At 69.3% G+C, this 24886-nt stretch carries 17 protein-coding genes and 3 pseudogenes; 14 read left to right on the top strand and 6 right to left on the bottom strand.

The genetic code is table 11. The annotated features are described in order from the left end of the window. Positions 1-26: 26 nt before the first annotated feature. Positions 27-1709 carry a type 2 periplasmic-binding domain-containing protein gene (locus ABT254_RS05995; RefSeq protein ID WP_351464169.1) on the bottom strand — a complete coding sequence of 561 codons (1683 nt, stop codon included), beginning with the start codon at positions 1707-1709 and terminating at the stop codon, positions 27-29. Positions 1710-2078: 369 nt separating this feature from the next. On the opposite strand from ABT254_RS05995, the gene ABT254_RS05990 reads away from it, so the two are divergent. The 5 genes from ABT254_RS05990 (at position 2079) to ABT254_RS05970 (ending at position 10413) form a co-directional block, all read left to right on the top strand. Further along, complete coding sequence (locus tag ABT254_RS05990) at positions 2079-4928, top strand: glycoside hydrolase family 3 C-terminal domain-containing protein (RefSeq protein ID WP_351464166.1); 2850 nt, start codon at positions 2079-2081, stop codon at positions 4926-4928. A gap of 54 nt (positions 4929-4982) precedes the next feature. After that, positions 4983-6497 (top strand): glycoside hydrolase family 43 protein, encoded by a 1515-nt coding sequence (locus ABT254_RS05985; protein WP_351464163.1) that lies wholly within the window; start codon positions 4983-4985, stop codon positions 6495-6497. Between the two features lie 143 nt (positions 6498-6640). Further along, positions 6641-8320 (top strand): cellulase family glycosylhydrolase, encoded by a 1680-nt coding sequence (locus ABT254_RS05980; protein ID WP_351464160.1) that lies wholly within the window; start codon positions 6641-6643, stop codon positions 8318-8320. A 184-nt stretch (positions 8321-8504) separates the two neighbouring features. Then, positions 8505-9569: a LacI family DNA-binding transcriptional regulator gene (locus tag ABT254_RS05975; RefSeq protein ID WP_351464157.1), complete on the top strand. Its 1065-nt coding sequence runs from the start codon at positions 8505-8507 to the stop codon at positions 9567-9569. 472 nt (positions 9570-10041) lie between these two features. Next, on the top strand, positions 10042-10413 hold the full coding sequence (locus tag ABT254_RS05970) for a hypothetical protein (RefSeq protein WP_351464154.1): 372 nt from the start codon (positions 10042-10044) through the stop codon (positions 10411-10413). Here ABT254_RS05970 and ABT254_RS05965 read toward each other — a convergent pair. Beyond that, positions 10373-10741, bottom strand: coding sequence for an OsmC family protein (locus ABT254_RS05965; RefSeq protein WP_351464151.1), 369 nt, complete (start codon positions 10739-10741; stop codon positions 10373-10375). The two genes, ABT254_RS05970 and ABT254_RS05965, sit on opposite strands and share 41 nt — an antisense overlap. A gap of 228 nt (positions 10742-10969) precedes the next feature. Then, on the bottom strand, positions 10970-11932 hold the full coding sequence (locus ABT254_RS05960) for a VOC family protein (RefSeq protein ID WP_351464148.1): 963 nt from the start codon (positions 11930-11932) through the stop codon (positions 10970-10972). 472 nt (positions 11933-12404) lie between these two features. On the opposite strand from ABT254_RS05960, the gene ABT254_RS05955 reads away from it, so the two are divergent. From ABT254_RS05955 to ABT254_RS05925, 7 genes and pseudogenes are all read left to right on the top strand, one after another. Next, positions 12405-12887: a MarR family winged helix-turn-helix transcriptional regulator gene (locus ABT254_RS05955; RefSeq protein ID WP_351464145.1), complete on the top strand. Its 483-nt coding sequence runs from the start codon at positions 12405-12407 to the stop codon at positions 12885-12887. 97 nt (positions 12888-12984) lie between these two features. Beyond that, positions 12985-14028 (top strand): CE1758 family FMN-dependent luciferase-like monooxygenase, encoded by a 1044-nt coding sequence (locus ABT254_RS05950; RefSeq protein WP_351464142.1) that lies wholly within the window; start codon positions 12985-12987, stop codon positions 14026-14028. A gap of 136 nt (positions 14029-14164) precedes the next feature. Further along, entirely contained in the window at positions 14165-14527 is a 363-nt protein-coding gene (locus ABT254_RS05945; RefSeq protein WP_351464140.1) for a DoxX family protein, read from the top strand. Between the two features lie 141 nt (positions 14528-14668). Continuing rightward, positions 14669-15097 (top strand): DUF6069 family protein, encoded by a 429-nt coding sequence (locus ABT254_RS05940; protein WP_351464137.1) that lies wholly within the window; start codon positions 14669-14671, stop codon positions 15095-15097. A 138-nt stretch (positions 15098-15235) separates the two neighbouring features. Next, on the top strand, positions 15236-16507 hold the full coding sequence (locus ABT254_RS05935) for an IS256 family transposase (protein WP_351464134.1): 1272 nt from the start codon (positions 15236-15238) through the stop codon (positions 16505-16507). Between the two features lie 736 nt (positions 16508-17243). Continuing rightward, positions 17244-17672, top strand: a pseudogene (locus tag ABT254_RS05930) (sugar phosphate isomerase/epimerase family protein); the annotation flags it as partial. A gap of 652 nt (positions 17673-18324) precedes the next feature. Next, positions 18325-19092: an SDR family oxidoreductase gene (locus ABT254_RS05925; protein ID WP_351464131.1), complete on the top strand. Its 768-nt coding sequence runs from the start codon at positions 18325-18327 to the stop codon at positions 19090-19092. Positions 19093-19492: 400 nt separating this feature from the next. On the opposite strand, the pseudogene ABT254_RS05920 reads toward ABT254_RS05925, so the two are convergent. From ABT254_RS05920 to ABT254_RS05910, 3 genes and pseudogenes are all read right to left on the bottom strand, one after another. Then, positions 19493-19879, bottom strand: a pseudogene (locus ABT254_RS05920) (aldo/keto reductase); the annotation flags it as partial. 6 nt (positions 19880-19885) lie between these two features. After that, a pseudogene (locus tag ABT254_RS05915) lies at positions 19886-20128 on the bottom strand (YrrC family ATP-dependent DNA helicase); the annotation flags it as partial. 167 nt (positions 20129-20295) lie between these two features. Further along, positions 20296-21402, bottom strand: coding sequence for a hypothetical protein (locus ABT254_RS05910; RefSeq protein ID WP_351464128.1), 1107 nt, complete (start codon positions 21400-21402; stop codon positions 20296-20298). A 214-nt stretch (positions 21403-21616) separates the two neighbouring features. Here ABT254_RS05910 and ABT254_RS05905 point away from each other — a divergent pair, with 214 nt between their 5' ends. Next, positions 21617-23875: an ATP-binding protein gene (locus ABT254_RS05905; protein ID WP_351464125.1), complete on the top strand. Its 2259-nt coding sequence runs from the start codon at positions 21617-21619 to the stop codon at positions 23873-23875. A gap of 355 nt (positions 23876-24230) precedes the next feature. Further along, the gene (locus tag ABT254_RS05900) at positions 24231-24737 is read left to right on the top strand and encodes a helix-turn-helix domain-containing protein (RefSeq protein WP_351464122.1); all 507 of its coding nucleotides are present in this window, start codon (positions 24231-24233) and stop codon (positions 24735-24737) included. Positions 24738-24886: the final 149 nt, after the last annotated feature.

Raw genomic sequence — 24886 nt, 5'->3', positions numbered from 1 at the left:
GCGGCCGGTCCGCACGCCGTCGTCCGCTACTGGCCGCTGCCGCTCTTCTCCAGTACGGCGGTCTGATACCACTCGGTCAGCCGGTCGCCGCCGCTGGCCTTCCAGGAGGCGATGGCGGCCTGGACGTCCGAGACCTTCTTGATGCCGTGGTAGCAGTCCTTGATCGCGTCCTCGACGGCCTGCGCGGTGTCGGCGGTGGCGTAGCGCTTGGGCACGGTGATGTTCATGTTCCAGAACACCGGTTTGTAGACGTACTTCACGGTCCGGGCCGACCAGGCGGTGTAGTCCTCGGTCACCGAGTTGGCGCCCGGGTTGCTGACGACCTGCGGAGCGGATGCCAGGAAGTTGAACGTCTGCTGCTGCGCGGTCTTCTTGCCTTCGTCGGTGTACGTGGGAATGCCGTTCACCATCGTGTAGTGGACGCCTTCGACGCCGTAGACGACCTGCGTGTACTCGGCCGAACCGAAGGGCGCGGCAAGGTAGTTGGCGACGGCCAGCAGCTCCTCGATCTGGTCGCCCTTCAGCTTGGCGTTGAGGTAGCTCATGATGCTGGTGGAGGGGCCGAGGAAGGTCTGGGGCTTGGACTTGCCGTCGGCGGAGATGATGTCGAAGGCCGCACGGCGGTAGTTCTTGTTCGCGGCGATGCCGGACTGGTGGTCCGCCAGGTTCCACGCGCCGGTGCCGCCGCCCTCGATCAGGGCCTTTCCGGCGTAGAACCGGGAGAGGCCGTTGTTGGTGTCGCCCGCCCGCGCGTCCGGGTGGACGTAACCGGCCTTGGCGAGCCGGTAGTGCCAGTTCAGGGCCTCCAGGAACTCGGGCATGTCGTACTTGTGCACGAGCTTGCCCTTCTTGATCGTGAACTTGTTGGGGACTCCCCACGCCTGGTACAGGTAGGTCCACACGTCGTCGTAGGCCCACACGCCGCGCTTGACGTCGGTCAGCTCCTTGCCCAGGTTCCACAGGTCGTCGGCGGACCTGACCTGGTCCGCGGTGATGCCCTTCGCGCCCAGTATGTCCGCGCGGAAGAAGACGGCCCCTGCCACGGCCATGCCGCCGGCGAAGGAGGGGATGCCGTAGATCTTGTCCTCCCAGGCGGCGGCCTGCCAGGCACCGGTGGGGATCGCGGCCAGGTTCGGATACTTCTTGATCTTGTCGCCGGACAAGTACGGCGTGAGATCGGCCAGTTGGGTGCCCGCCAGCGCGCTGACGTTGAAGGTGGCGTTCCACCAGGACGGCAGCTGGACCCAGTCCGGCAGCTTCTTGGACGCGGTCATCGTCGGGACGACGGTCGCGTAGTCGTTGCCGTTGGCCGGCTTCATGGTCAGGTCGATTCCGAGGGCCTTGTTCATGGCCCGGTAGTAGGAGTTGTCCGGCGGGGGCAGGGTCCCCCAGATCGGGGTCACTGCGGTGTAGCTGCCGCCCTTGCCGGGGATCCCCTGGACCGTGGTCACGGGGTGGGCCGGGTAGGACAGGAAGCCCGGGCTGGTGAACGCTCCGTCGGGTCCGGTGACCGACGGGATGTCCGGCTTCACCGAGGTGCTGGGCTGGTAGTGGGGAAGCGCGGCGGCCAGTCCCGACCGGGAGTTGGTGCCGCCCTTCGAGCCGGAGGATCCGCTTCCGCACGCGGACAGCAACGGGGACAGGGCGGCGGCCCCGGCGACGGCGGCGGCGCCGTTCACGAAGGCTCTGCGATTCATTGCGATGCTCATGGTGGGCGGTCCTTCGGCTCTGAGGTTCTGTGACGAACGTCGTGCGAGGGCTGCGCAGTGGCCGCCTGACCTCGGCGCGGGAGGCGTGAGCGGCTTCGACGAGGTCGAAACGAGGCGTGGATAGTTGCCCGCCAGTCGAAGCGCTTCGACGTCGCCGAGAGGTTAAGCGCGTTGTGGAGCGCCGGGCAAGGGTCGTGCAGGAAACCGAACCGTCAATTTAGAAACCGAAGTTTCTTGGAAACTTTCTCTTGACGTCTCGTCAGGCCCATGCCAGCGTCGAAGCGCTTCAACACGCGGCATCGAGGCCCTGCGACCCGGCCGTACGGTGCCGTCCACCCCCGTCGCCGCACTCCGCAAGGGACCTCACCTGTGAGTACCGCTGCCGTCTCCGCCACGCTGCCCTTCCGCGACCCGGGGCGCCCGCTGGCCGAACGCGTCGAAGACCTGCTGCACCGGCTCACGCCGGAGGAACGCGTCGCGATGCTGCACCAGTACGCGCCCGCCGTTCCCCGTCTGGGCGTCGCCGAGTTCCGCACCGGCACCGAGACCCTGCACGGCGTCGCCTGGCTCGGCGAGGCCACCACGTTCCCGCAGGCGGTCGGCCTGGGTGCGACCTGGGACGAGGACCTGGTCCACGAGGTCGCCGAGGCGATCTCCGTCGAGCAGCGCGCTTTTCACCACCACCGTCCCGCGGTCGTCGGCACCGGTCGCAACAGCCTGCAGGGCTGGGCCCCCGTGGTGAACCTGCTGCGGGACCCGCGCTGGGGCCGCAACGAGGAGGGCTACTCCGAGGACGCCCTCGTCTCCGCCCGGCTCGGCGCCGCCTTCTGCCGCGGCATGTCCGGCGACGACCCGGACCACCTGCGCACCGCGCCGGTCCTCAAGCACTTCCTCGCCTACAACAACGAGGACGACCGCTGCACCACCTCCTCCGGCCTGCGGCCCCGGGTCCTGCACGAGTACGACCTCGCCGCCTTCCGGCTCGCCATCGCCACCGGCGCGGCCACCGGCGTGATGGCCGCCTACAACCTGGTCAACGGCCGTCCCTGCCACGTCAGTCCGCTCCTCAAGCAGCAGCTGAGGGAGTGGGCGAAGCCCACCGGCCACGAACTCTTCGTCGTCAGCGACGCCGACGCCCCCTCGAACCTGGTGGACCCCGAGCACTACTTCGACGACCACGCCGAGTCGCACGCCGCCGCGCTGAAGGCCGGCATCGACAGCTTCACCGACCACTTCCAGGACAGCGCCCCCACCTTCGGCCGGATCAGCGCTGCCCTGGAGCGCGGCCTGCTGTCGATGGCGGACGTGGACCGGGCCGTGCGCCGTCAGCTGTCGATACGCTTCCGGCTCGGCGAGTTCGACCCCGAGCACGACCCGTACGCGGGGATCGGCTGGGACGTCGTCAACTCCCCGGCCCATCAGGCGCTCGCGCTGCGCGCGGCCACCGAGTCGGTCGTGCTGCTCAAGAACACCGGAGCGCTGCCGCTCGCCACCGACCGACGTGTGGCCGTGGTGGGGCCGCTCGCCCGCACCCTGTTCGAGGACTGGTACAGCGGCAGCCACCCGTACCGGATCACCGTTGCCGACGGCCTCAGCGTCGAGGGCGTCGAAGGCGTCGACCGGATCGTGCTGCGCACCGCCGACGGCCGCGCACTCGGCGCCGTGGGCCCGGAGGGCCGGCTGACCCTGACGGACGCCCAGGACACCGACCCCGCCGCCCAGTGGGACCTCTTCGACTGGGACCTGGGGATGCTCACCCTGCGCTCCGCCGCCAGCGGCCGCTACGCCTCGCTGCGCGACGCGGACCACCAGGTCGCCGCCGACCGGGACCAGCCCGGTGAGTGGGAGGTCCACGAAACCTTCCGCCTCGAACCGGCCGGGGACGGAGCGGAGTTGCTCTTCAACATCTGCAACAGCCGTTACGCCCAGGCCGATCCGGACACCGGTGTCCTCACCATGACCGCCGAGACCCCGGAGCAGGCCGTCCGGTTCACCCGGACCGTGGTGCGCGACGGCGTCGCCGAGGCCGTCGCGGCCGCGCGGAGCGCCGACACGGTCGTCGTGGTGGTCGGCAACGACCCGCACATCAACGGCAAGGAGACCACGGACCGAGTCGGTCTGCGGCTACCGCCCCAGCAGGACCGGCTGCTGCGCGAGATCGCCGCGGTCCATGACGAGACCGTGCTGGTCGTCATGTCCAGCTACCCCTACGCGCTGGACTGGGCCGACGAGCACGTGCCCGCGGTGTTGTGGATCTCGCACGCCGGCCAGGAGACCGGCCGGGCCCTCGCCCAGGTGCTGCGCGGCGAGGCCGACCCGGCAGGCCGCCTCCCGCAGACCTGGTACCGGGGCGACGACCAGCTGCCCGGCCGCCTGGACTACGACATCATCAAGGCCGGCTGGACATACCAGTACCACCGCACCGCCCCGCTCTACGCCTTCGGCCACGGCCTGTCGTACACCCGCTTCGACTACACCCAACTCGCCCTGGACCAGGAGGGGTTGGGCCAGGACGGCGAGATGCGGGTCCGGGTCTCGCTGCGCAACGCCGGGCCGCGCGCGGGCACGGAGACCGTGCAGCTCTACGCCCGCGCCCTGGACGCCCGCTACCAGGCTCCGCGGCTGAAACTCGTCGCGTTCCGCAAGGCGCGCCTGGCGGCGGGCCAGGCAACGGAGCTGGAGTTCCGGCTGCCGGTCGCCGATGCGCTGTCCCACTGGGACGTGGTCACTGGCGCCTTCACCGTGGACCCCGGCCGCTACGAACTGGTGCTCGCCCGTTCGGCGGCGGCTCCCGCCCTGACCGCGCAGCTGACGGTCACCGGCCCCGCCCCGCGGCCGCGCGGCGCGCTCGAAGGCCCGCTGCGCGCGGTCGACTTCGACGACTACGAGGACCTCGCCCTGGTCGACGCCACCCGCGAGGACGGTGACGCGGTGACCCCGGCCGGCGAGACCGCGACGCTGCTATTCCGCCAGGTGGACCTGAGCGGCGCGGGCCGGCTCGCGGTCGAGGTGTCCCGCACGGGGGAGGGGGCCGCCGCCGTGCTCGAACTCCACGCGGGGGAGCGCAGGTTGGCGGCCCTGGAGGTGCGCGTCACCGGCGATCGCTACGCCTGGACCACCGTCACCTCCCCGCTGGCCGAGCAACTAGAGGGCGTACACGACCTGCGCATCGTCCTCACCGGCGAACAGCGGCTGCGCACGCTGACCTTCGCGCCCTGAACCGTCGTGCGGATCCACCGAACCACAGACCGAGAACCGAAGGGACCCGACGAGGTGTACGACGAGAACGCGACGGCATCCGCCACCAACCCGGTGATCCCGGGCTTCCACCCCGACCCCAGCGTCTGCCGTGTCGGCGAGGACTACTACCTCGCCTGTTCGAGCTTCGAGTACTTCCCCGGCATCCCGCTCTTCCACAGCCGGGACCTGGTGCACTGGACCCAGATAGGCAACGTCCTTGACCGGCCGAGCCAGCTCCGCCTGCCCCGGGACACCCCCTCCTCCGGCGGTCTCTACGCACCCACCCTGCGCCATCACGACGGACGGTTCTGGCTGATCGTCACCAATGTCGCCCCCGGCGAGGGCAATCTGGTGGTCAGCGCGACCGACCCCGCCGGCCCCTGGACCGACCCGGTCCGGCTGCCCGGAGTCCCCGGCATCGACCCCGATCTGGCCTGGGACGAGGAAGGCAACTGCTGGTGCACCATCTCCGGGGTTGCCCAGGTCCGTATCGACCCGACCACGGGCGAGGCCTTCGGCGAGCCGCGGCCGGTGTGGTCCGGCACCCCGGGTGCCGCCGCCCCGGAGGCCCCGCACCTGTACCGGATCGGCGACTACTGGTACCTGATGATCGCCGAGGGCGGCACCGAGCGCGGCCACGGTGTCTCCATCGCCCGCGGCACTTCCCCCAACGGCCCCTTCGAGCCCTGTCCGGCCAACCCGATCCTGACCCACCGCAGCACCAATCGGCCCATCCAGAACACCGGCCACGCCGATCTCGTCCAGGCCTCGGACGGCTCCTGGTGGATGGTGCTGCTGGGCGTCCGCCCACAGGGTGGCACCCCCGGGTGGCACATCCTGGGCCGGGAGACCTTCCTGGCCCCCGTGGACTGGGTCGACGGCTGGCCCGTCGTCGGTGAGGTCAATCCCGAACTCCCGCAGATGCCCTGGCCGTTGGTGCCGACCGCCGTGCCGGACGAGCGCGACGACTTCGACTCGAACGAGCTGCGGCGCTCCTGGATCTCACTGCACGACCGCCCGGCCGAGCACTACACCACCAAGGAGCGCTCCAACTGGCTGACCCTGCGGGCTCGCGGGACCTCCCTGGACGAACCCGACGTCATCTTCCTCGGGCGGCGCCAGCAGCACCTCGGCTTCGAGGCGCGGACCCTCGTCGACTGTTCCGAGGGCACCGGGGGCCTGGCCGTCCGCCTGGACGACCGGCACCACTACGCCATCGAGGCGACGCCCGAGGGCACCGTCCGGGTGATCGGCCGCGTCGGATCGCTGCGCTCCTTGGCAGCGGAACTCGCGCTGCCCGCAGGTCCCGTCGCGCTCACCGTGCGCACCGGAGAGGTACCCCGGCCCCACGACTCGCGCACCGGCCCCGACTCCCTGGTCTTCGGCGTCGAGACACCCGACGGAACGACGACGGACGTGGCCTCGCTGGACGGCCGCTACCTCTCGACCGAGGTCGCCGGAGGCTTCACCGGCCGGGTCGTCGGCCTGTACGCCGTCGACGGCGCCGTGCACTTCGACTGGTTCGACTACATCCCTGCTCATCACTGACGAGGAGTCTCGATCCGCACCCTCCCGCAACCACCCGCACGCACAGAGAGGACCGCACCTTGTACCGGACACAACGCCTCACGAGACGTGGGCATGAGGACAACAGCCGAAGCTTCAGACCGCTCCGCCGTTGCGTCGGACTGTTGCTCGCGCTCGCAGCCGCGACCCACCTCGCCTGGGGCGGCGCCGCCTTCGCCGCCTCACAAGCGCCCCAGGCGCCCGCCGTGCCCTCCGACCGCATGGCCGTCGTCAAGGCCATGCAGCCCAGCTGGAACCTCGGCAACACCCTGGACGCCATCCCGGACGAGACCTCCTGGGGCAACCCGCCGATCACCAAGGCCCTGCTCGACACCGTCAAGGCCCAGGGCTTCCGCAGTGTCCGGCTCCCCGTCACCTGGGGCAGCCACCAGTCGTCGACGGCGCCGTACACCATCGACCCCGCGTTCATGAAGCGGGTCAAGCAGGTCGTCGACTGGGCCATCGCCGACGGCCTCTACGTGGACCTCAACCTCCACCACGACTCGTGGACGTGGATCGCCGACATGCCCTCCGACCACGACGGGGTGCTGGCCCGGTTCGACGCCACCTGGACCCAGATCGCCGACGCCTTCAAGGACGAGCCGCGCCTCCTGCTGTTCGAGAGCGTCAACGAGCCGCAGTTCAACAACGCCACCGACGCCCAGAAGCAGGAGCTGCTGAACGAGCTCAACACCTCGTTCCACCGCATCGTCCGCGCCTCCGGCGGCGGCAACACCGACAGGCTGCTGCTCCTGCCCACGGTGTACTGCACGCCCAGCCAGTCCCTGATGGAGGCCCTCTCCGCCGAGATGGCCTCGCTCAAGGACGACAACATCGCCGCGACCGTGCACTACTACGGTTTCTGGCCCTTCAGCGTCAACATCGCCGGCTACACCCGCTACGAGGCCACCTCACAGCAGGACATGACGCAGGCCTTCACGCAGATGCACGACATCTTCGTCGCCAAGGGCATACCGGTGTACCTGGGGGAGTTCGGCCTCCTCAACTACCCGGACTTCAACCACCCGGCCACGGTCGAACGCGGCGAGGCGTTCAAGTACTTCGAACAACTCGGTCACGAGGCCCGGGTCAACGGGGTCACCACCGCGCTGTGGGACGCCTTCAACTACCTCAACAGGGAGACCCTGCAGTGGCGTGACCTCGAACTGATCAACCGGATCAGGTCCGCCTGGACCACGCGCTCCGGGACCGCCTCCAGCGACACCGTCTACCTGCCCAAGTCGGGCGCCATCGCCGCGCAGACGCTCACCCTGAACCCGAACGGAACCTCCTTCCGCGGTGTGTGGCAGGGCAACCGGAAGCTCACCCAGGGCCGCGACTACACCGTCTCGGGCGACCGGGTCACCCTCACCGCCGCCGCTCTCACCCGCCTCGCCGGGGACCGCGCCTACGGGGAGAACTCGACCATCCAGTTCCGCTTCGACTGCGGTCGGCCCTGGCCCGTCCACGTCCGCACGTACGACGCCCCCGTGCTCTCGAACGCGTCCGGCACGAGCGACGGCCTGGTCGTCCCCACGGACTTCCGGGGTGACCAACTGGCCACCATGGAGGCGAAGTACGCGGACGGGTCCAACGCCGGCACCGCCACCTGGACCTCCTACCAGCAGTTCAACACGACGTTCTCCCCGGACTACCCCGGCCGGGCGATCGACCTCACCCCAGCCTTCCTGGGCAGCCTCACCGACGGCGCACCGGTCACCCTCACCTTCCACTTCTGGAGCGGCACCACCGTGACGTACCAGGTCACCCGCTCCGGCACCACGGTGACGGGGTCGAGCACCTGACTCTGAGGACCCGCGTTGGCCCGGTCACGGTGGCACTGCCCGTGACCGGGCCGGTCACGCAACACAAAGCGCCGCGGAACAAGCGGGAGAAACACGCGCGGCGGTCGCTCGCCGGCCTGAAGTGCCACAATGAACCGGGGAACGGCGACAGCATAAAGAGCTGCGGCAGCAAGGGAAGGCGAGCGTGGCGGACAACGGGGCGGACGCGTCGGCGGAGCACGCGGGAGACGTTCCCGACGAATCTCGGGGGCCGGTCACGATCGCGTACATCGCCGAGACGGCCGGAGTTTCGATCCCCACCGTTTCGAAGGTGCTCAACGGCAGGTCGGGCGTCTCCAGCGGCACCCGCGCCCGCGTCGAGGAACTGATCAACCGCTACGGCTACAAGAAGCCGCCGGGCAGCCGCAACACCACCATGGAGTTGGTGTTCCGCGAACTGAAGAGCCTGTGGGCGGTCGAGATCATCCGTGGCGTCGAGCGAGTGGCCAGCAAGAACCGGGTGGGCGTGATGGTCTCCGAGTTCGGGCTCCATGACGCACCCACCCGGACCTTGGAGGACATGGTGGGCCGCCGGCCGCACTGCGTGCTGTCCGTGGCCCAACTGTCCGACGAGGAGCGCGAGCAACTCAGCGCCAAGGGCATCCCCTTCGTCGTCTTCGACCCGACGGAGGAGCCCCCCGACGGCGTGCCCTTCGTCGGCGCCACCAACTGGCGTGGTGGCCAGTCGGCGACCCGGCACCTGATCGACCTCGGGCACCGCCGCATCGCGATGATCGGCGGTCCCCGGGAGGTCTCCTGTTTCCGCGCACGGCAGGCCGGCTACACATCCGCCCTGGACGCGGCGGGCCTGCCCGCCGACCCCGACCTGGTGATCAATGCACCGCTCACCAGGGAAGGCGGCAGCGAAGCCGCGCGTGAGCTGCTGACGCGGAGCGAGCGGCCCACCGCCGTCTTCGCCTCGAACGACCTGCAGGCACTGGGTGTCTACCAGGCTGCCCGCGAATTGGGACTCACCATTCCCGGCGACCTCAGCGTCGTGGGTTTCGACGACCTCCCTGTCGTGGCATGGGTGGACCCGCCGCTGACGACGGTTCACCAACCGCTGACGGAGATGGCGACGGCGGCCACCGAGCTCGCGCTCTCTCTCGGCCGCGGCGAGAGACCGGCGCAGATCGGCGTGGAGATCGCCACCACGCTCACCGTGCGCAGCAGCACCGCCAAACCCGCGAAGAAGCAGAAGAAGGTCTGAGGCCACAAGGACAGGAACAGACTGACAAGGGCTGAGGAGTACGAACACCGCTCACTCACTCTGACCGGCAAAGACGTCATGGATGAGCGTTGATCGGCAAGGACCACCAAGATCCTAAAAGGACTCATGATCCGCCGACCGTTGGTTCGAGCCCCACCCGCCCCGCCACGCACGCCTGCACCTGAGGAAACGTCTCAGCATGCGACTCAGGAGTTCAACACCGTCGCCTTTATAGGGCTGTTCGCAGAGGACGGCCCTACGGCGGCCTTGGCCACCTCATCGGTCGGTCCAAGCGGCGCGCGCGTTGCCTCGATCAGCTCCTTGCCCGCTCGGCCGGTGTCTGGGCCGGGCCCCTCGCCTTCGCCGGGTTCCTCAACCCGGCAGGCTCGGTGCCCGCACTGCAGGCGTGCCGCAAGGTGTTCGTCCCCACCCAACTACGGCTCCGAGACTCCAGGCGATACTCAGCGTCAGCGTGTTCGCCGCCGACACCGACGAAGAGGCCCACCGCATGACCTGGCCGATGCGTGCCGTCTTCGCCTGCGCGGGCCGCTCCGGACGGATACCCGACATCGTGTCCGTCGACGAAGCCTCTCGCATGCTCACCACGGCGCAGAAGGACGAACCGTCCCGGATCGTGGGCGGGCGGTGGCCCCGCCAGGTCGCCGGCAGCCCGGAAACCGTACGCGACCAGCTCCTGCAGATGATCGAGCAGACCGGCGCGACCGAAGTCATGCTCCAGAGCATCAGCCCCGACCAGGAAGCCCGCCGTCACTCCCACGCGCTCGTCGCCGAGGCACTTGGCATCAAGCCCGATGTGCGGTCGGCCACGACCAGCGCCGCCTAGGTGCTCCGGGCTTCCTGACCCCTGCTCGGCGGGGACTGCTGGTCAGGACGACCCGGCCGGTGACCGACTGCGGGTTGTCCAGGAGGCTGTAGATCGGGCACTTGCGCTCGACCGTCTCGTGCAGTGCGCGGATACGGGCCTCGCCGGCGGGTGAGGTGATGCGCACGGTGTAGGAGATGTTGTGCGGGTCGATCGCCACCTCAACGAAGCCGGGCCGCCCGGCGCGCGGTTCGTGGTCGGCCTGGACCTCCACCTCCAGGGAGTCTAACGGGATCCGCAGGTTGGCGGCCTGAGCCGCGGTCAGAGCGGCCAGCACAGTGATCAGCAAGCCGGTGCGGCGTGGCGGCCCTGACGCCGCTCGCGTAGCAGACTGCCCGGCGGTGGTTGTGGAGGAGGACGAAGTCATCGGCGGTTACCCGGCCCTTTCGGCAGGTGCTGCGCCGGCGGCCGGCTGAGGCAGGCGACCTTGGCGAGCGCCCAGGCCGTGCTGCTGGTGCCTGTCGTGATGTTGCCAGGTGGCCGACGCGAACGTCGGTCACCCGGCAGGGGGAGGGAGTCAGCTGGTGGCGTTGCTCTGGGAGATGGCGTAGACGCGGTTGTCGGGGGCGCGGAAGAGCCGGAAGCGGTAGTCGCTGCCGCCGGCTCCGGCGCCGGGGACCACCTGGACGGTGGAGACCCACTCGGCGCCGTTGTTCTGGAGCTGGGTCATGGCCTTGTCCAGATTCGTGGTGTTGAAGCCGAAGGCGATGGAGGTGGGGCTGGTGCGCCAGGGGTACTGGGGGGCCTTCGGTCCGTAGAGCTCGAACAGGTTGCCGTTTTCTGTTCCGAAGACGGAGAACTGCTTCGCTTCGTTGAGGGGGGTGAGGCCCAGGCCCTTCGCGGCGAGCTTCTTCATCGCGGGGTACTGCTCGGCGGTCAAGGCGACAGCGCCCCATTGCAGCTTGTTGATCCCTGCGGATCCGGTGTCCTCATTGCTCACCGGTTTCCGGGGGTCGGTGCCGCTTTGAGCGATGGCGTAGACGCGGTTGTCGGGGGCGCGGAAGAGCCGGAAGCGGTAGTCGCTGCCGCCGGCTCCGGCGCCGGGAACCACCTGGACGGTGGAGGCCCACTTGGCACCGTTGGCCTGCAGCGCCTTCTCGGCGGTGTTCAGGTTGGTGGAATCAAAGCCGATCGCTGTCGAGGTGGGGCTTGTGCGCCAGGGGTACTGAGGGGCCTTCGGTCCATAGAGCTCGAACAGGTTGCCGTTGGGCGTCGTGAAGACGGAGAACTCCTCCGAGCTGTTCACCAGGTTCAGGCCGAGGGCTTTCTGGGCGAATTCCTTCATCGCGGGGTACTGCCGGGCGGTCAGGGCGACCGCCCCCCACTGCAGCCTGGTGGTACCCGCGTCAGCGGTGGGGGCGGTCTCATTCGTGCTGGGACCGGTCTCGGGCGACGCCAGCGCCAGGCTGGTGGCCGTGAGGGATGCGCCTACCACCAGCGCCCCTGCTATCACGGTGCGGCGTGTGAAGGAAATGGTCATGAGAGGTGCTCCTGAGGGTGGGGGGCTGCAGTGTCGTCGGTGGGTGTCGCCCCGCGCTGTGGTGCGGAACCGGCCAGAACCCGAATTCCATGACGAGCCCGCTCCGAGCGACGCACCAGCGAATAGTTGATGCGTGAACAACCTAGAGCGAGTTGGTATACGTGTCAACTATCTGTAGGCGAAGCCGGGCGCCGGGCCCCGGTCCCACTCCTCGCCTTGATCGCCTCGACCTGCGTTTCTGCTCGGCGGCGATGCCCCTGGATCGAAGGTTGGAGCGGCTGTCGAGGTGTGGCGGCTTGAGATGGGGGTTGGGTTGGCGCGCGCGGTGATCCGGCGCTCAGTGCGGTCGAGCCGGACTTCTGTGTCGTGTTCCGTTCGTGCGCGTAGGGGCGCAGGTGCATGCCCCCACTGGACAGGTCCTGGCCGCACCCTGATTAGTTCACGCATGAACTAATCAGGGTAGGATGGCGCGGTGAGCACGGAGCACTGGAATGCGCGAGAGAGTCAGGCGTGGCGAGGTCTGCTGGATGCGCAGCGGCTGGTACGCGAGCAGGTGGAGCGGGATCTTGCGCGCGAGACGGATCTGTCCCCGCAGGACTACACGGTGCTGGTCGCGCTGACCGAGGCGCCGGAGGGGAGGATGCGCCCCACGGACCTTGCCGCGGCCATCAGCTGGGAGAAGAGCCGGCTGTCGAACCACGCGGTGCGCATGGAGAAGCGGGGTCTGGTGTCCCGCGAGGGGTATCGCGGTGACGGACGCGGTTCCGTGGTCGCGGTCACCGATGCCGGGCGTGCGGCGATCCGGTCGGCGGCGCCGCTGCACCGCGCGCACGTGAGGAAGTACTTCCTCGACGCATTGACCGCTGAGCAGCAGGAGGCGCTGATCGACATCTCCGCCAGCCTCATCCGGCATGTGACCGCCGCAGGTCGGGCCGAGGGGGCGGCCGACGGCTGATGCCCCTCGGGCATGTAGTTGACGCGTGTACTACCTTCGGGTTAGGTTGTACACGTATCAACTACTTGGCGGGTGTGCCCGCCCGGAAGGTCGCGTCATGGAGTTCGGAATTTTCGGCGTCGGGGACCTCTCCCCTCACCCGGTCACGGGGAAGACGGTCAGCGAGACCGAGAGGATCCGGGGCATCGTCCGCATCGCGCGGCACGCCGACGAGGTCGGCTTCGACGTCTATGCGATCGGCGAGCACCACAACCCGCCCTTCATCTCCAGCGCGGGCGCCGCGATCCTGGCCTCCATCGCCGCGCAGACGACGAACATCACTCTGTCGACGTCGACGACCCTGATCACCACGACCGACCCGGTGCGGATCGCGGAGGAGTTCGCCACCCTGCAGCACCTCGCGGGCGACCGGGTCGACATCATGCTCGGCCGCGGGAACACCCCCGAGGTCTATCCGTGGTTCGGCCAGGACATCCGCCAGGGCATCCCCCTGGCCATAGAGAACTACGCTCTGCTGCGCCGGCTGTGGGACGAGGATGTCATCGACTGGGAGGGGAGGTTCCGGGCCCCGCTGCGGGGCTTCACCTCCATGCCCCGGCCGCTGAACGGCGCCCAGCCGTTTGTCTGGCACGGCTCGATCCGCTCGCCCGAGATCGCCGAGCAGGCCGCGTACTACGGCGACGGCTTCTTCGTGAACAACCTGTTCATGACCATGGAGTACTTCAAGGACTTCGTCGACTACTACCGCGCCCGCTTCGAACACCATGGCCACGGCCCCGCCGTCGGCGCGATCGTCGGCGCCGGAGGTGGCGCCTTCGTCCGCAGGAACAGTCAGGACGCCGTCGCCGAGTACATGCCCTACTTCCGTGGGGGCAGCCGCTTCCACTCCGGCGACTTCGACCAGGTCACGAGGGAGACCGGGCTCACTGTCGGCAGCCCGCAGCAGGTCATCGAGAAGGTCCTCTCCTTCCCCGACTACTTCGGCCCCTACCAGCGCCAACTGTTCGGCCTGGACTTCGGCGGCGTCCCGGAGAAGACCATCCACGAACAGCTCGACTTGTTCGGCTCCGACATTCTCCCCGTCCTGCGCCGCGAGATGCCCACACCTCCGGCAGCCGGAAAGACGCGCACAGCCGCCTGAGCCGCTACATTCCCGCCGCGCCACCCCCTCGCCTCCCCCTGCGCACACGCTGTGCGCGGGTCGCCCCCTCCGCAGTGGCGTGGGGCACCCCAGTCCCCTCTCTCTGTCCGCATCCGACCTCACGGAGAACTACGCCATGACCATCGCCTTCTGGATAGTCGCCGGCCTCGGCACGCTCGTCTTCCTCGCCGCAGGCGGCATGAAGCTCGCCCGAGACCGCGCCGCCCTCAAAGAGGCCAACATGCCCTGGGTGGACGACTTCTCCGCCGGGCCCATCAAGCTCATCGGCCTGGCCGAGGTGCTCGGTGCACTCGGTCTGATCCTGCCCGCCCTGACCGACACCGCGACCGTCCTCAGTCCGATCGCCGGCATCTGCCTCGCGCTGGTCATGCTCGGTGCCGTCAAGGTCCACACCCGCCGCAAGGAATCCCCGGCCGCGCCGGCGGTACTGGCCGTGCTCACCCTCACTGCCGCCGTCCTCGGCTTCGCCGCCCTGTAGAGCCGCGGGCGCGGGACCGCCCACGCATCCAAGTCGCCGGGTGGCTGCCCCACGCCACATCACACGGCCCGTCTATCGCGCCCGCGATACACCCGACCTCCCCACGACGCCCGTCGTCCGACCTTCCGGAAAGAAGTCCGTATGTCCTCCGCTGTCTCCTCCCGCCCCCTGGCCGCTTTCGTCCGCACCGTCCTGCCGGCAGCCATCGCCGCGGCGGTCGCTGTCCTCGTGGCCTACTTCCTCTTCGACATGGCGGGAGCCGACTACACCGTCACCATGTCCGGCAGCCAGAGCACGGTGAACGCGCCGATGGCCGGCATCATGACCCTCCTGATGACCCTGGTCGGAGGCGGTATCGCCCTGGTCATCGCCCGGCGGACCGCACGGCCCGGGCGGACCTTCGTCCTGCTCGTGGCGCTCGCCGTCGTCGTGATGGCGGCAGGGCCCCTCACCTCCGCCCACCAGGGCCTGACCATCGCGGCCCTCGAAGTCCTTCACCTGATCGCGGCGGCGACCGTCCTGCTCATCGTCCTACCGCGCCTCGGCAACAGCCGGACTGCGTCATCCTGATACCCGCCGACCCAGGCAAGCCCCGTACGCCAAGTCACGTTCACCGGAGCGTGTCTGAAAGATCGTGTAAGTCCGTGATGTGAAAACCTGGCCCGGGGCTCGCCCTCGGGCCCTCGGGCCGGGCGGATCGGACGAGTCATGGCAGACAAAGACGAAGCGGCCGCGTACGTGGCCGACGACGAGATGGTTGACGAGGTCGTCGAGCGACTGCTCGACAAGGCTGACGCCTCAGGGGCGGCCCTGCTCGGTGAGGGCGGGCTGCTGACGGAGATCACCCGGGCCGTGCTGGAGCGGGCCCTGGAAGCCGAGATGAGCGAACACCTCGGCTACGAACGCGGAGATCCCGCAGGCCACGGCTCGGGGAACTCCCGCAACGGGACTTCGCCCAAGACCGTCCTCACCGACGCAGGGGCAGTCACGCTGGCGGTTCCACGGGACCGCAACGGCGATTTCGAACCGCGCCTGGTCCCGAAGAACGCCCGTCGGCTCGCCGGGTTCAACGACCGGATCCTCTCCCTCTACGCCCGCGGCATGAGCGTGCGCGACATCCGCTCCCACCTCGCCCAGATCTACGGCGTCGAGGTCAGCCCCGACCTGATCAGCAAGGTCACCGACGCCGTGATCGACGAGCTCGTGACCTGGCAGAACCGGCCCCTCGACGCGGTCTGGCCGATCATCTACATCGACGCGTTGTGGGTGAAAATCCGCTCAGGTTCGGTGACTTCGAAGCCGGTCTACCTGGCCGTCGGCGTCGACATGGACGGCCGCAAAGACGTCCTGGGCATGTGGGTCGGATCCGAAGGCGAAGGCGCCACCACGTGGATGGCGGTCCTGTCAGAACTACGGAATCGGGGCATCGAGGACGTCTGCATCGTCGCCTGCGACGGACTGAAAGGCCTGCCCGACGCGATCACCGCGACCTGGCCCAAGGCCACTGTCCAGACCTGCGTGATCCACCTGACCAGAGCCTCGCTCCGGCTCTCGTCGGTGCGGGACCACCCCAAACTCGTGCCGGCCCTCAAAGCGATCTACGCAGCCCCGACCGAACAGGCCGCCGAACAGGCCCTCGACGCATTCGCTGCCTCTGACCTGGGTGAACGCTACCTAGCGATCGTCCGGACCTGGCGGTCGGCCTGGCCGGAGTTCACGCCCTACCTCGCGTTCCCGTCGGCCATAAGGACGGTGGTCTACTCCACGAACATGGTCGAGTCGATCAACTCGCGGCTCCGCAAAGCCACCCGCAACCGCGGGCACTTCCCCTCGGAACAAGCCGCGTTGAAGGTCCTCTACCTCGCGGTCCGCGAGCAGATCAACCCCAAAGCGCGCGACGCGAACCACGTCGCCGCACACTGGAAAGAGGCACTGAACCAGTTCTCACTCTTCTTCGAGGACCGGCTCAGCATCCAATGAAACCAGGCGACTTACACAAGATCACTGACACGCCCCGTTCACCGTGCTTGGTGTACGGGTTCCTCGCTGTTCAGCTCCGAGAATGTACGAACCCGCGTGCTTCCGTCCGTCTTCGATGTTCTGGAGGTGGCGGGGGTGTGGATCCGTTGCGCTCACTACCGCGAGCACCGTGCCGCCCTCGAAGACCTCATCGCCTGCTGCCGCAATCGGCTCGAGGGTGCGTTTCTTGTTGAGTGAGGTCGGTGAGAGTGCCGTGTCCGCGTGGTGACTGTCTCGTTGCGGTAGCTGGGTTGATCAGCTGGCGTGAGGGGTAGGCCGGATGAGCTGCGACGAGGTGCTGCGGGCCGGCTCGCTATCAGGGCAGGTCGCTGTGTGGACGTGCGCGAGCGGCTGAACACTGGATTCGGGACGCTGGCAGGACACAGGTCATCGGAAGCGACGTCCATAGGGCTTCGATCATGGCCGCTCGGACGGCCTGCGGATGGGCCGGCGCAGCGGGGCAATGGGGCCACGGAGTGCCGCACCGGGACCCACCTGCGCCGCCTGTCCTGGCAGGTCATCTGACCACTCGGGGTGGCGGTCAGCAGCGCGCCGCCCGGCGGCAGCTGGCCGTCACTCGCGGCACGGGCCCGAGGCTGCCGGTGCAACTCGATGGCGTGGAGCACCAGGTCCAGCCGAGTGAGATCGCCCGCGAGCGGGCGCAGCGCCCCGATCCGGGACAGGCGATGCGTGAGGGCGCGCTCTGGAAGCCATCGATCACCGCCCCGCCTTCGGCATCAACTTCGACCCCAGCCACTTCGTCTGGCGGGACCTGGATTACCTCGGCTTTGCCTGGGACTTCCGCGACCGCATCTACCACGTCGATTTCAAGGATGCGAAGAAAAACCTCAACGGCCGTAACGGGCGCCTGGGATCTCATCTGGCCTGGGCCGACCCCCGGCGGGGCTGGGACTTCGTCTCACTGGGACACGGCGACATCGACTTCGAAGCGTGCGTACGCGCCCTCAACTCCGTTGGCTACACCGGTCCCCTCTCGGTCGAGTGGGAGGACGCCGGCATGGACCGCCTCATCGGCGCCCCGGACGCCCTCGCCCGGGTGCGCGCCCTCACGGCCATCGAGCCGCCCGCCGCCTCCTTCGACGCAGCCTTCATTACAGGCCGCTGAGCAGGGCGTTCGCTACCCAAGGCTCGCGCTCCACTGAGGCAGGAGAGCGGAGTCGACGCGGGCCGCCCGGACGGCAGGTTGCGCGCCGCGACCATCACGCCCAGGTCGTCGCCGTAGACGCCGATCGGCCAGCTCATGGCCTCCGGCTGGGCGGTGAGTACATCTAGTGCGCGCAGCACGTCCGCCAGGACCGCCCGGTAGCGAAGGCGTGCGGACCGCGCAGGCTGTGCGGAGGGTGCCCGGATAGCAGTGCGTCGTCTCGGGGTCACTGGCGAACTGGCCCCGGTGCGCGGGTGCGAAGGTCCGTGTTGAGGATGTCTCGGGAGGGAACGGAAGGCTTCTGGAATCGGCGGGTTCCGTTACGGGCACCGGAGCCAGTCGCTTCGCGAGAAAGGTCGGCCTCCTCCTCTGCTCGCCGACCGCCGGCCTGATGCCCGCAGCCGTAGAACTGGGCCACCTGCACAGGCCCCGGCAGCGAGCGGGCGAGTTCGAGCCCGGGTTGGTGGGGCGGGAGGGCTTACCTCGGGGCGGCAGTTGGCCGTTGGGTATGTGGTTCATCGTGAGGTGCCTGCTCGGCGACTAAGGGCCCGACCGTGGTCGGGCGGGAGGGGGAGAGGCCGGCAGGTTCTGGTCGGCGGCCCAGGAAAGACGCGTGAACCCCACCTACGACTTCCCCGGCCAGGTCGCCTTCGTCACCGGTGCCGGCTCCGGCATGGGCCTGGCGACCGCCCGCGCTTTCGCCGAGGCCGGTGCCGCCGTCGCCCTCACCGACATCGACGAAGCCGCTCTGAACGCAGCGGTCAAGGAGCTCACCGACTCCGGCCACCAGGCGCTCGCCCTCACCTGCGACGTCAGCGACGAGGACCAGGTGGCCGCCGCGGTCGACGGCACCGTGGAGACCTTCGGCCGCCTCGACATGGCCTACAACAACGCCGGTATCCAGATCCCGCCCAGCGACGCCGCCGACGAACCCGCCGAGCGGTTCGACCGCGTCAACGCCATCAACCTCCGTGGCGTGTGGGCCTGCATGAAGCACGAGCTGCGGCACATGCGTGCTCAGGGCAGCGGGGCCATCGTCAACTGCTCCTCGCTCGGCGGCCTGGTGGGCCTTCCCGGCCGCGCCTCCCACCACGCCTCGAAGCACGGTGCGATCGGCCTGACCACCAGCGCGGTCCTCGAATACGCCCCGCGCGGCATCCGAGTCAACGCCGTCTGCCCCGGCACCATCGACACCCCCATGGTCAGCGACATGATCGCCAAGGGGGAACTGGACCTGGCCGAGGCCGAGGCCAACCAGCCCGTCAACCGGCTCGGCACGGCGGATGAGATCGCTCAGGCGGTCCTGTGGCTGTGCAGCCCGGGAGCGAGTTTCGTCGTAGGCGTCGCCCTTCCCGTCGACGGCGGCTACGTCGCCCGATGACGGCATGGGGGCCGCCGTCACACAACGGACGGCGGCCCCCGCGGCAGCATCAGGTATCAGCAGACTGCGAAGGGATCGACCCCGTCCCAGGCCTCGCGCCGCGCGTCGGAGAGCCGGTCGTGGACCAGACGCGGCTCCACGTCGAAGGACAGGCATGCCCGATGGCGAGGGGTGAAGGCCGACCAGTTCGGCAGCGCCCGGGTTGAAGGGGACCGTGGTGCGCGAACGCGGCGAACGAGTCCACCATCTTCGAGGACAGCGCCCGTGCCGTCGCGAGGTCGGCCGGCGCGGCACCAGTGAAGGCGCCCTGCCCGAAGTTGCCGAAGGTGAACTGGACGTCGCTGCCCTGCGTGGTTCACGACGAACCAGCCGCTGAGCACGGATCCGTTGGGCGGGCGTGTCACATGCCTCGTCCGCCGATGGCGCCGTCGGGTGCGATCTCGTCGATGCGGGCGAGGTCGTCGGCGGTCAGCCCGAGGTCGGCGGCGGTGATGTTCTGCGCGACGCGCTCGGGGCTGCGGGATCCGGGGATCGGGACGATGTAGTCCTTCTTGGCGAGCAGCCATGCCAGGGCGAGCTGCGACAGGGTGACGTCCTTGCTCTCCGCGATCTTGGTGAGCTCGTTGCCGATGGAGAGGTTCTGGTCGAAGTTCTCACGGGCCCACCAAAAAATCATCTGACGGAAGTCGCCCGCGTCGTAGTGCTCGCGGGACTTCACGGCGCCACTGAGGAAGCCGCGGGCGAGCGGGGAGTAGGCGACGAGCCCGATGCCGAGCTCCTCCAGTACGGGGAAGAACTGCTTGCCGTACTGCGGGTGTGAGCCCCAGCGGCCCTCCATCCGCAGGGACTCGCCGACCTGGGCGCCGAGCAGCGCACCGACCACGGTGAGAAGGTCCCCCGCCCCTCTTCCCGTGTCGACCCGGGCGACCGTGTAGCCGTTCTCCTCGTTGGCGTACGTGATCCGCTCCAGCACGCCTTCGAGGACGGCGAGCCGCCGTTCACCCGTGGTGTTCTCCGCCCCCGCCTGATTGCCCATGATCCGACGGTACCGGCGGGGACCGACATCGCCCGCGGTCTCCCCGCACCGGGTGTGGAGAACCCCGACACCGTATGCCGTACCCGGCGGCAGCCGACGGCCCGGCCGGGGAACTCCCGGCCGGGCGCGTCTGCCTGACTCCTCGGGGCGGGCCGCCAGTGGTCCCGTTACTGGTGCTTGCGCATCGCGAAGCGGAACTTGTGCGCCTCTCCGGGCGCGGGGGACGCCTTCTTGAAGTGCTTGAGGGACACGTGCTTCTTCGGCGCCGGCTTCTTGGCGGGCTGGTGCTGCTTGGAGGTCGGCTTCTTGGCGGGCGCGTGCTTCTTGAAGTGGTGCTTCTTCAGGGAGTCGGGAGCCGTGGAAGTACCGTCCGCCGACTGCTGCTCGACGGTCCCGACGATGATGTTGATCTTGCTGCCGTAGGTGGCGACGAGCGGGTTGGTGGCGGACGAGGGGGCGTTGGTGGTCACGTCCACCTTGTCGGTGTACGGGTTGTAGGCCGAGAGGGCGGTGTAGCCGGCGTTGCTCAGCTGCGTGGAGGTGTTGTTGATGGTCGCGTCGACGTCGCTGTTGGTGGCGAACTGGCTGTACTCGCCGTAGAGGACGAGGTTGCGGTCCTGGAACCCGTGGAAGTCCGACGGCCACTGCAGCTGGGAGGGGACATGGCCTCCCGTGAAGACCAGCGTGGGCTCGTTCTGGCTGTCCAGGAACACCGTGTACGCGCCGTTGTAGTCGGCGATCTCCTGGATGGAGGCCCAGTCCGTCTCACTGATGTCGGGGACCCCCACGACAATGTGGATCTTGCTGCCGTAGCTGGAGACGAGCGGGTTGGTGACGGACGAGGGGGCATCCGTGGTCACGTCCACCTTGTCGGTGTCCGGGTCGTAGGCCGCGGACGCGCCGTAGCCGGCCGCCTGTATCTGCGCGACGGTGTTGCCGATGGTCGCGTCGATGTCGCTGTTGGTGGGGAACTGGCTGTACTCGCCGGTCAGGACGAGGTTGGGGTTGGAGAACCCGGTGAAGCCCGACGGCCACTGCAGCTGGTCGGGGACATGGCCTCCGGTGAACACCAGCGTAGCCTCGCCCTGGTTGTCCACGTACTCCATGTACGCGTTGTTGTAGTCGCCGACCTGCCCGACCAGCGACCAGTCGGAGTCGCTGATCCCCGCGGCCTGCGGGGTCATGTCCGCGTACGACGGGATGGCGCCCAGGACGAGCGACGTGGACAGGACGGCCCCGATCAGCAGCGATCTGGCGGTAGTCTTTCTCTGCATAATTCGTGCCCTTGTCTTTTCTGCGCATGAGGGGGCCGAATTCGCATTTCCCTCTGCGCGCCAAGGGATGCCGCCGGCACGTGCCGGGCATCTCCATAACGGGATCGGAATGCGATTTTTAGGCCTCGCAGGTTGATTCACAACCCCTTCCCGTCGTGAATCAAATTCCGGCAACCCCGATGCGTGAGGCTCCCCCGAGTGGGAGGATGGGGCCATGCCCGGCAGCGCCATGCACACGGGGAACCTGCCTGCGACGTTCACCAGCTTCGTCGGCAGGCAGGCCGAGCTCGGCGAGATCAGCCGCCTGCTGCTGACGGCGCGGTTGGTGACCCTCATCGGGGCGGGCGGGGTCGGCAAGACCAGGCTCGCGCTGGAGGCGGCCACCGTCTCGGCGAAGACCTTCCCGCACGGGGCGTGGCTGGTGGACCTGGCCCCGGTGCGGGAGCCGGCGGCGGTGGCGGGGGTGGCCGCGACCGCGCTGGGGGTGCCGGATCCGGGTGCCCGGACCGTCTTGGAGCAGCTCGCGGGATATCTGGCCGAGCGGCGGGCGCTGATCGTGCTGGACAACTGCGAGCACCTGGCCGGCGCCTGCGCCGAGCTGGCGAAGACCCTGCTCTCGGCCGCCCCCGAGCTGCACATCCTGGCGACGAGCCGCCACACGCTGGCGGTGACGGGCGAGCACGTCTTCAACGTCCAGCCCCTGCACCCGGACGACGCGGTGGCCCTGCTGCGGGACCGGGGCGCGGCTGTCCGGCCTGGGTTCCAGGTCGGTGAGGCGAACCGGGACCAGGCCGCCCGGCTGTGCGCCGAGCTGGACGGGCTGCCGCTGGCGATCGAGCTGGCCGCGTCCCGGCTGCGCACCCTCACCGTGGAGCAGGTGGCGAACCGGCTGGAGGACCGGTTCGGGGTGCTCACCAGCGGGTCCCCGACCGCGCTGCCGCATCAGCGCACGCTCCGCGGGACGGTCGACTGGAGCTACGAGCTGTGCGCCCCGGCCGAGCGGCTGCTGTGGAACCGGCTGTCGGTCTTCGCCGGCGGGTTCGATCTGGAGGCGGCCGACGGCGTCTGCGCGGGCGACGGTATCGAGGAGCACGAGGTGCTGGACCTGCTCGACCGGCTGGTCGGCCAGTCCGTCGTCCTGACCACCGAGACCGAGGGACTGCCGCGCTACCGGCTGCTGGAGACCATCCGGGAGTACGGACGCGAACGGCTCGCCGCCTCCGGAGAGGAGGAGCGTCTGCTGCTGCAGCACCGCAACTACTTCCTCGTCCTGGCCCGGTGCATCGCCGAGGACTGGTACGGCCCCGGCCAGGTGGAGGCGCTGGGCCGGCTGCGCGCCGAGCACCCCAACCTGCTGGCGGCCCTGGACTGCGACGCCGCCCCCCGGGTCAGGCTCGCGCTGGTCGCGGCGCTGAGCTTCCACTGGTGCGTCGGCGGTTTCCTCAGCGAAGGGCGCCGGCAAATCGACCGGGCGCTGGCAGCGGCGACCGAGCCCACACCGGAGCGAGGCCGGGCGCTCGCCATCGCCATCTGGGTGGCGCAGGCACAGGGCGACCTAGCGGCGGTTGACCGGTGGCTGGACGAACTGGCAGCACTGAGCGAGCAGTTGGACGACCGGTGGATGGGTGCCCAGGTGATCGGCTTCCGCGGCCTGTCGGCGTACCGCCAGGGGCGGCCGGAGGAAAGCGTCTCCCGGTACGAGGACGCGATGACTGCATCGAAGGCGCTGGGCGACGAGCTCGGGGCGGTCGCGTGGCTGCACGCGCTGGCCTGCGGCCAGGCCTTTGCCGGCGACCCCCGTGCAGCGGAGACGGGCAGGCAGGTGATCGCCGCGTTCGAGGCGAGCGGGGAGCGGTGGGGCCGCGCCCAGGTACTGATGGCACTCGGCCACAACGCCTGGGCCCGTGACGACCGGGAGGCGGCCAAGGCGCTGACCCGGTCCGCACTGGAGAGCATGCGCGGCTTCAACGACTACGCGCTGACCGCGCGGATGCTGGAACTGCTCGCCTGGGCCACCGCCGCCGACGGTGATCACGGGCAGGCGGCCCGGCTGCTGGGCGCTGCCAGTGCCCTGTGGCGCGATGTCGGCACGTCCGTCTCCGCATTCGGCCCGCAGATGGCCGAATACCACGAGCACTGCGAGCAAGCGGCCCGCAAGGCCCTGGGCCCGGCGGCGTATGCGCAGGAACTCACCGAGGGCGGCCGCCACGACACCCCCGGCCGGGCCATCCAGTACGCCCTGGGCCATGGGCCGGCGACATGGGCCGCCGGGACAGGCCCGCTCACCCCCCGGGAGCGTGAAGTGGCGGCCCTGGTCGCCAAGGGGATGTCCAACCGGCAGATCGGCTCCAGGCTCGGGCTGTCGCCGCGTACCGCCGACCGTCACGTGCAGAACATCCTCGGCAAACTCGGCTTCAGGTCTCGCGCCCAGATCGCCGCCTGGTGGTCCGCGCCCCAGGTACCCACCGACTAGCGGCTCGATACCCAACCGCCCCGGGGCGAGTACCCACTGTCCGGAACCCCGGCATCGGTAGAACTACGCATAGCGCGGGCGTCGGCCGCGCAGCGATGCTCCTGCCACGAAGACGGCGCCCCACCGACCGCTGGAGGGGCGACCACCTCGGCTGACACCGCCTTGTCGGCTCACTGGCCGGCACGTCGTGGACCGTCTGCCTGATCGCCTCACCGACGAGAAAGCCGCCTTCGGAATTCACCCCCCACGGATGACAGCTGTCCGGGATTCAATGCGCCCCGGTCGACATGCGAGGAATTTCTACGGCAGGGAAACAAGCGCTGTTTCTTATTTCCCGCCAGGGGAGGAACGAGGAATGGGACGACCGGAACGCCCATTGGATTCCGATGGTGGGCCCGTCACGTCTCTGGCCCACGAGCTGCGTGGGCTGCGGCAGAGGGCCGGCGGTATCACCTACCGGGAGATGGCGCGCCGGTCCGGTTTCTCGGCGGTGACGTTCTCCCGGGCCGCGGCCGGAACCCAGCTGCCCACCCTTGCCGTGGTCCTCGCGTACGCCGAGGTGTGCGGTGCCGATCCCCGGGAGTGGAAGCGGCGCTGGTGGGCGACTGCCGAGCAGTTGTCCCGGGCGCAGCAGAGCGACTGCTCCCGGCACCAGGTGACCGTCCGCGGCGCGGTGACCGGCGCACAGCCCCAGCCTGACCGGGCGCAGCCGATGGCGGTCCTCGCGGACATGGGCAAGTGGCGCGCGATGCGGGCACTTGACGGCGATTCGCGCCGGCGAACCATGACCGCGGCCGGCGGCCCGACGGCCGTCCGGGGTCTCAGCCGACCGCCGTCGGCCGATTCCGCTACCGGCCGGTGATATTCGTCCCGTCCTCAGGGCGGGTGCGGCGGAACCAGGTCCCGGTTCCGACACGACACGAGGAGAACAAGTGAGACCTCTCTCGACATCAAGACGCCGTGCAGGACTGCTTGTCGGCGCTGTCCTCGCCGCCTCGATCCCCCTCGCGG

The sequence above is a fragment of the Streptomyces sp. NPDC001137 genome (assembly GCF_040298885.1).
Taxonomy (GTDB): Bacteria; Actinomycetota; Actinomycetes; order Streptomycetales; family Streptomycetaceae; genus Streptomyces.
Note: the sequence above shows the minus strand (reverse complement) of the source record. Positions and strands in the feature narration are given on the sequence as shown.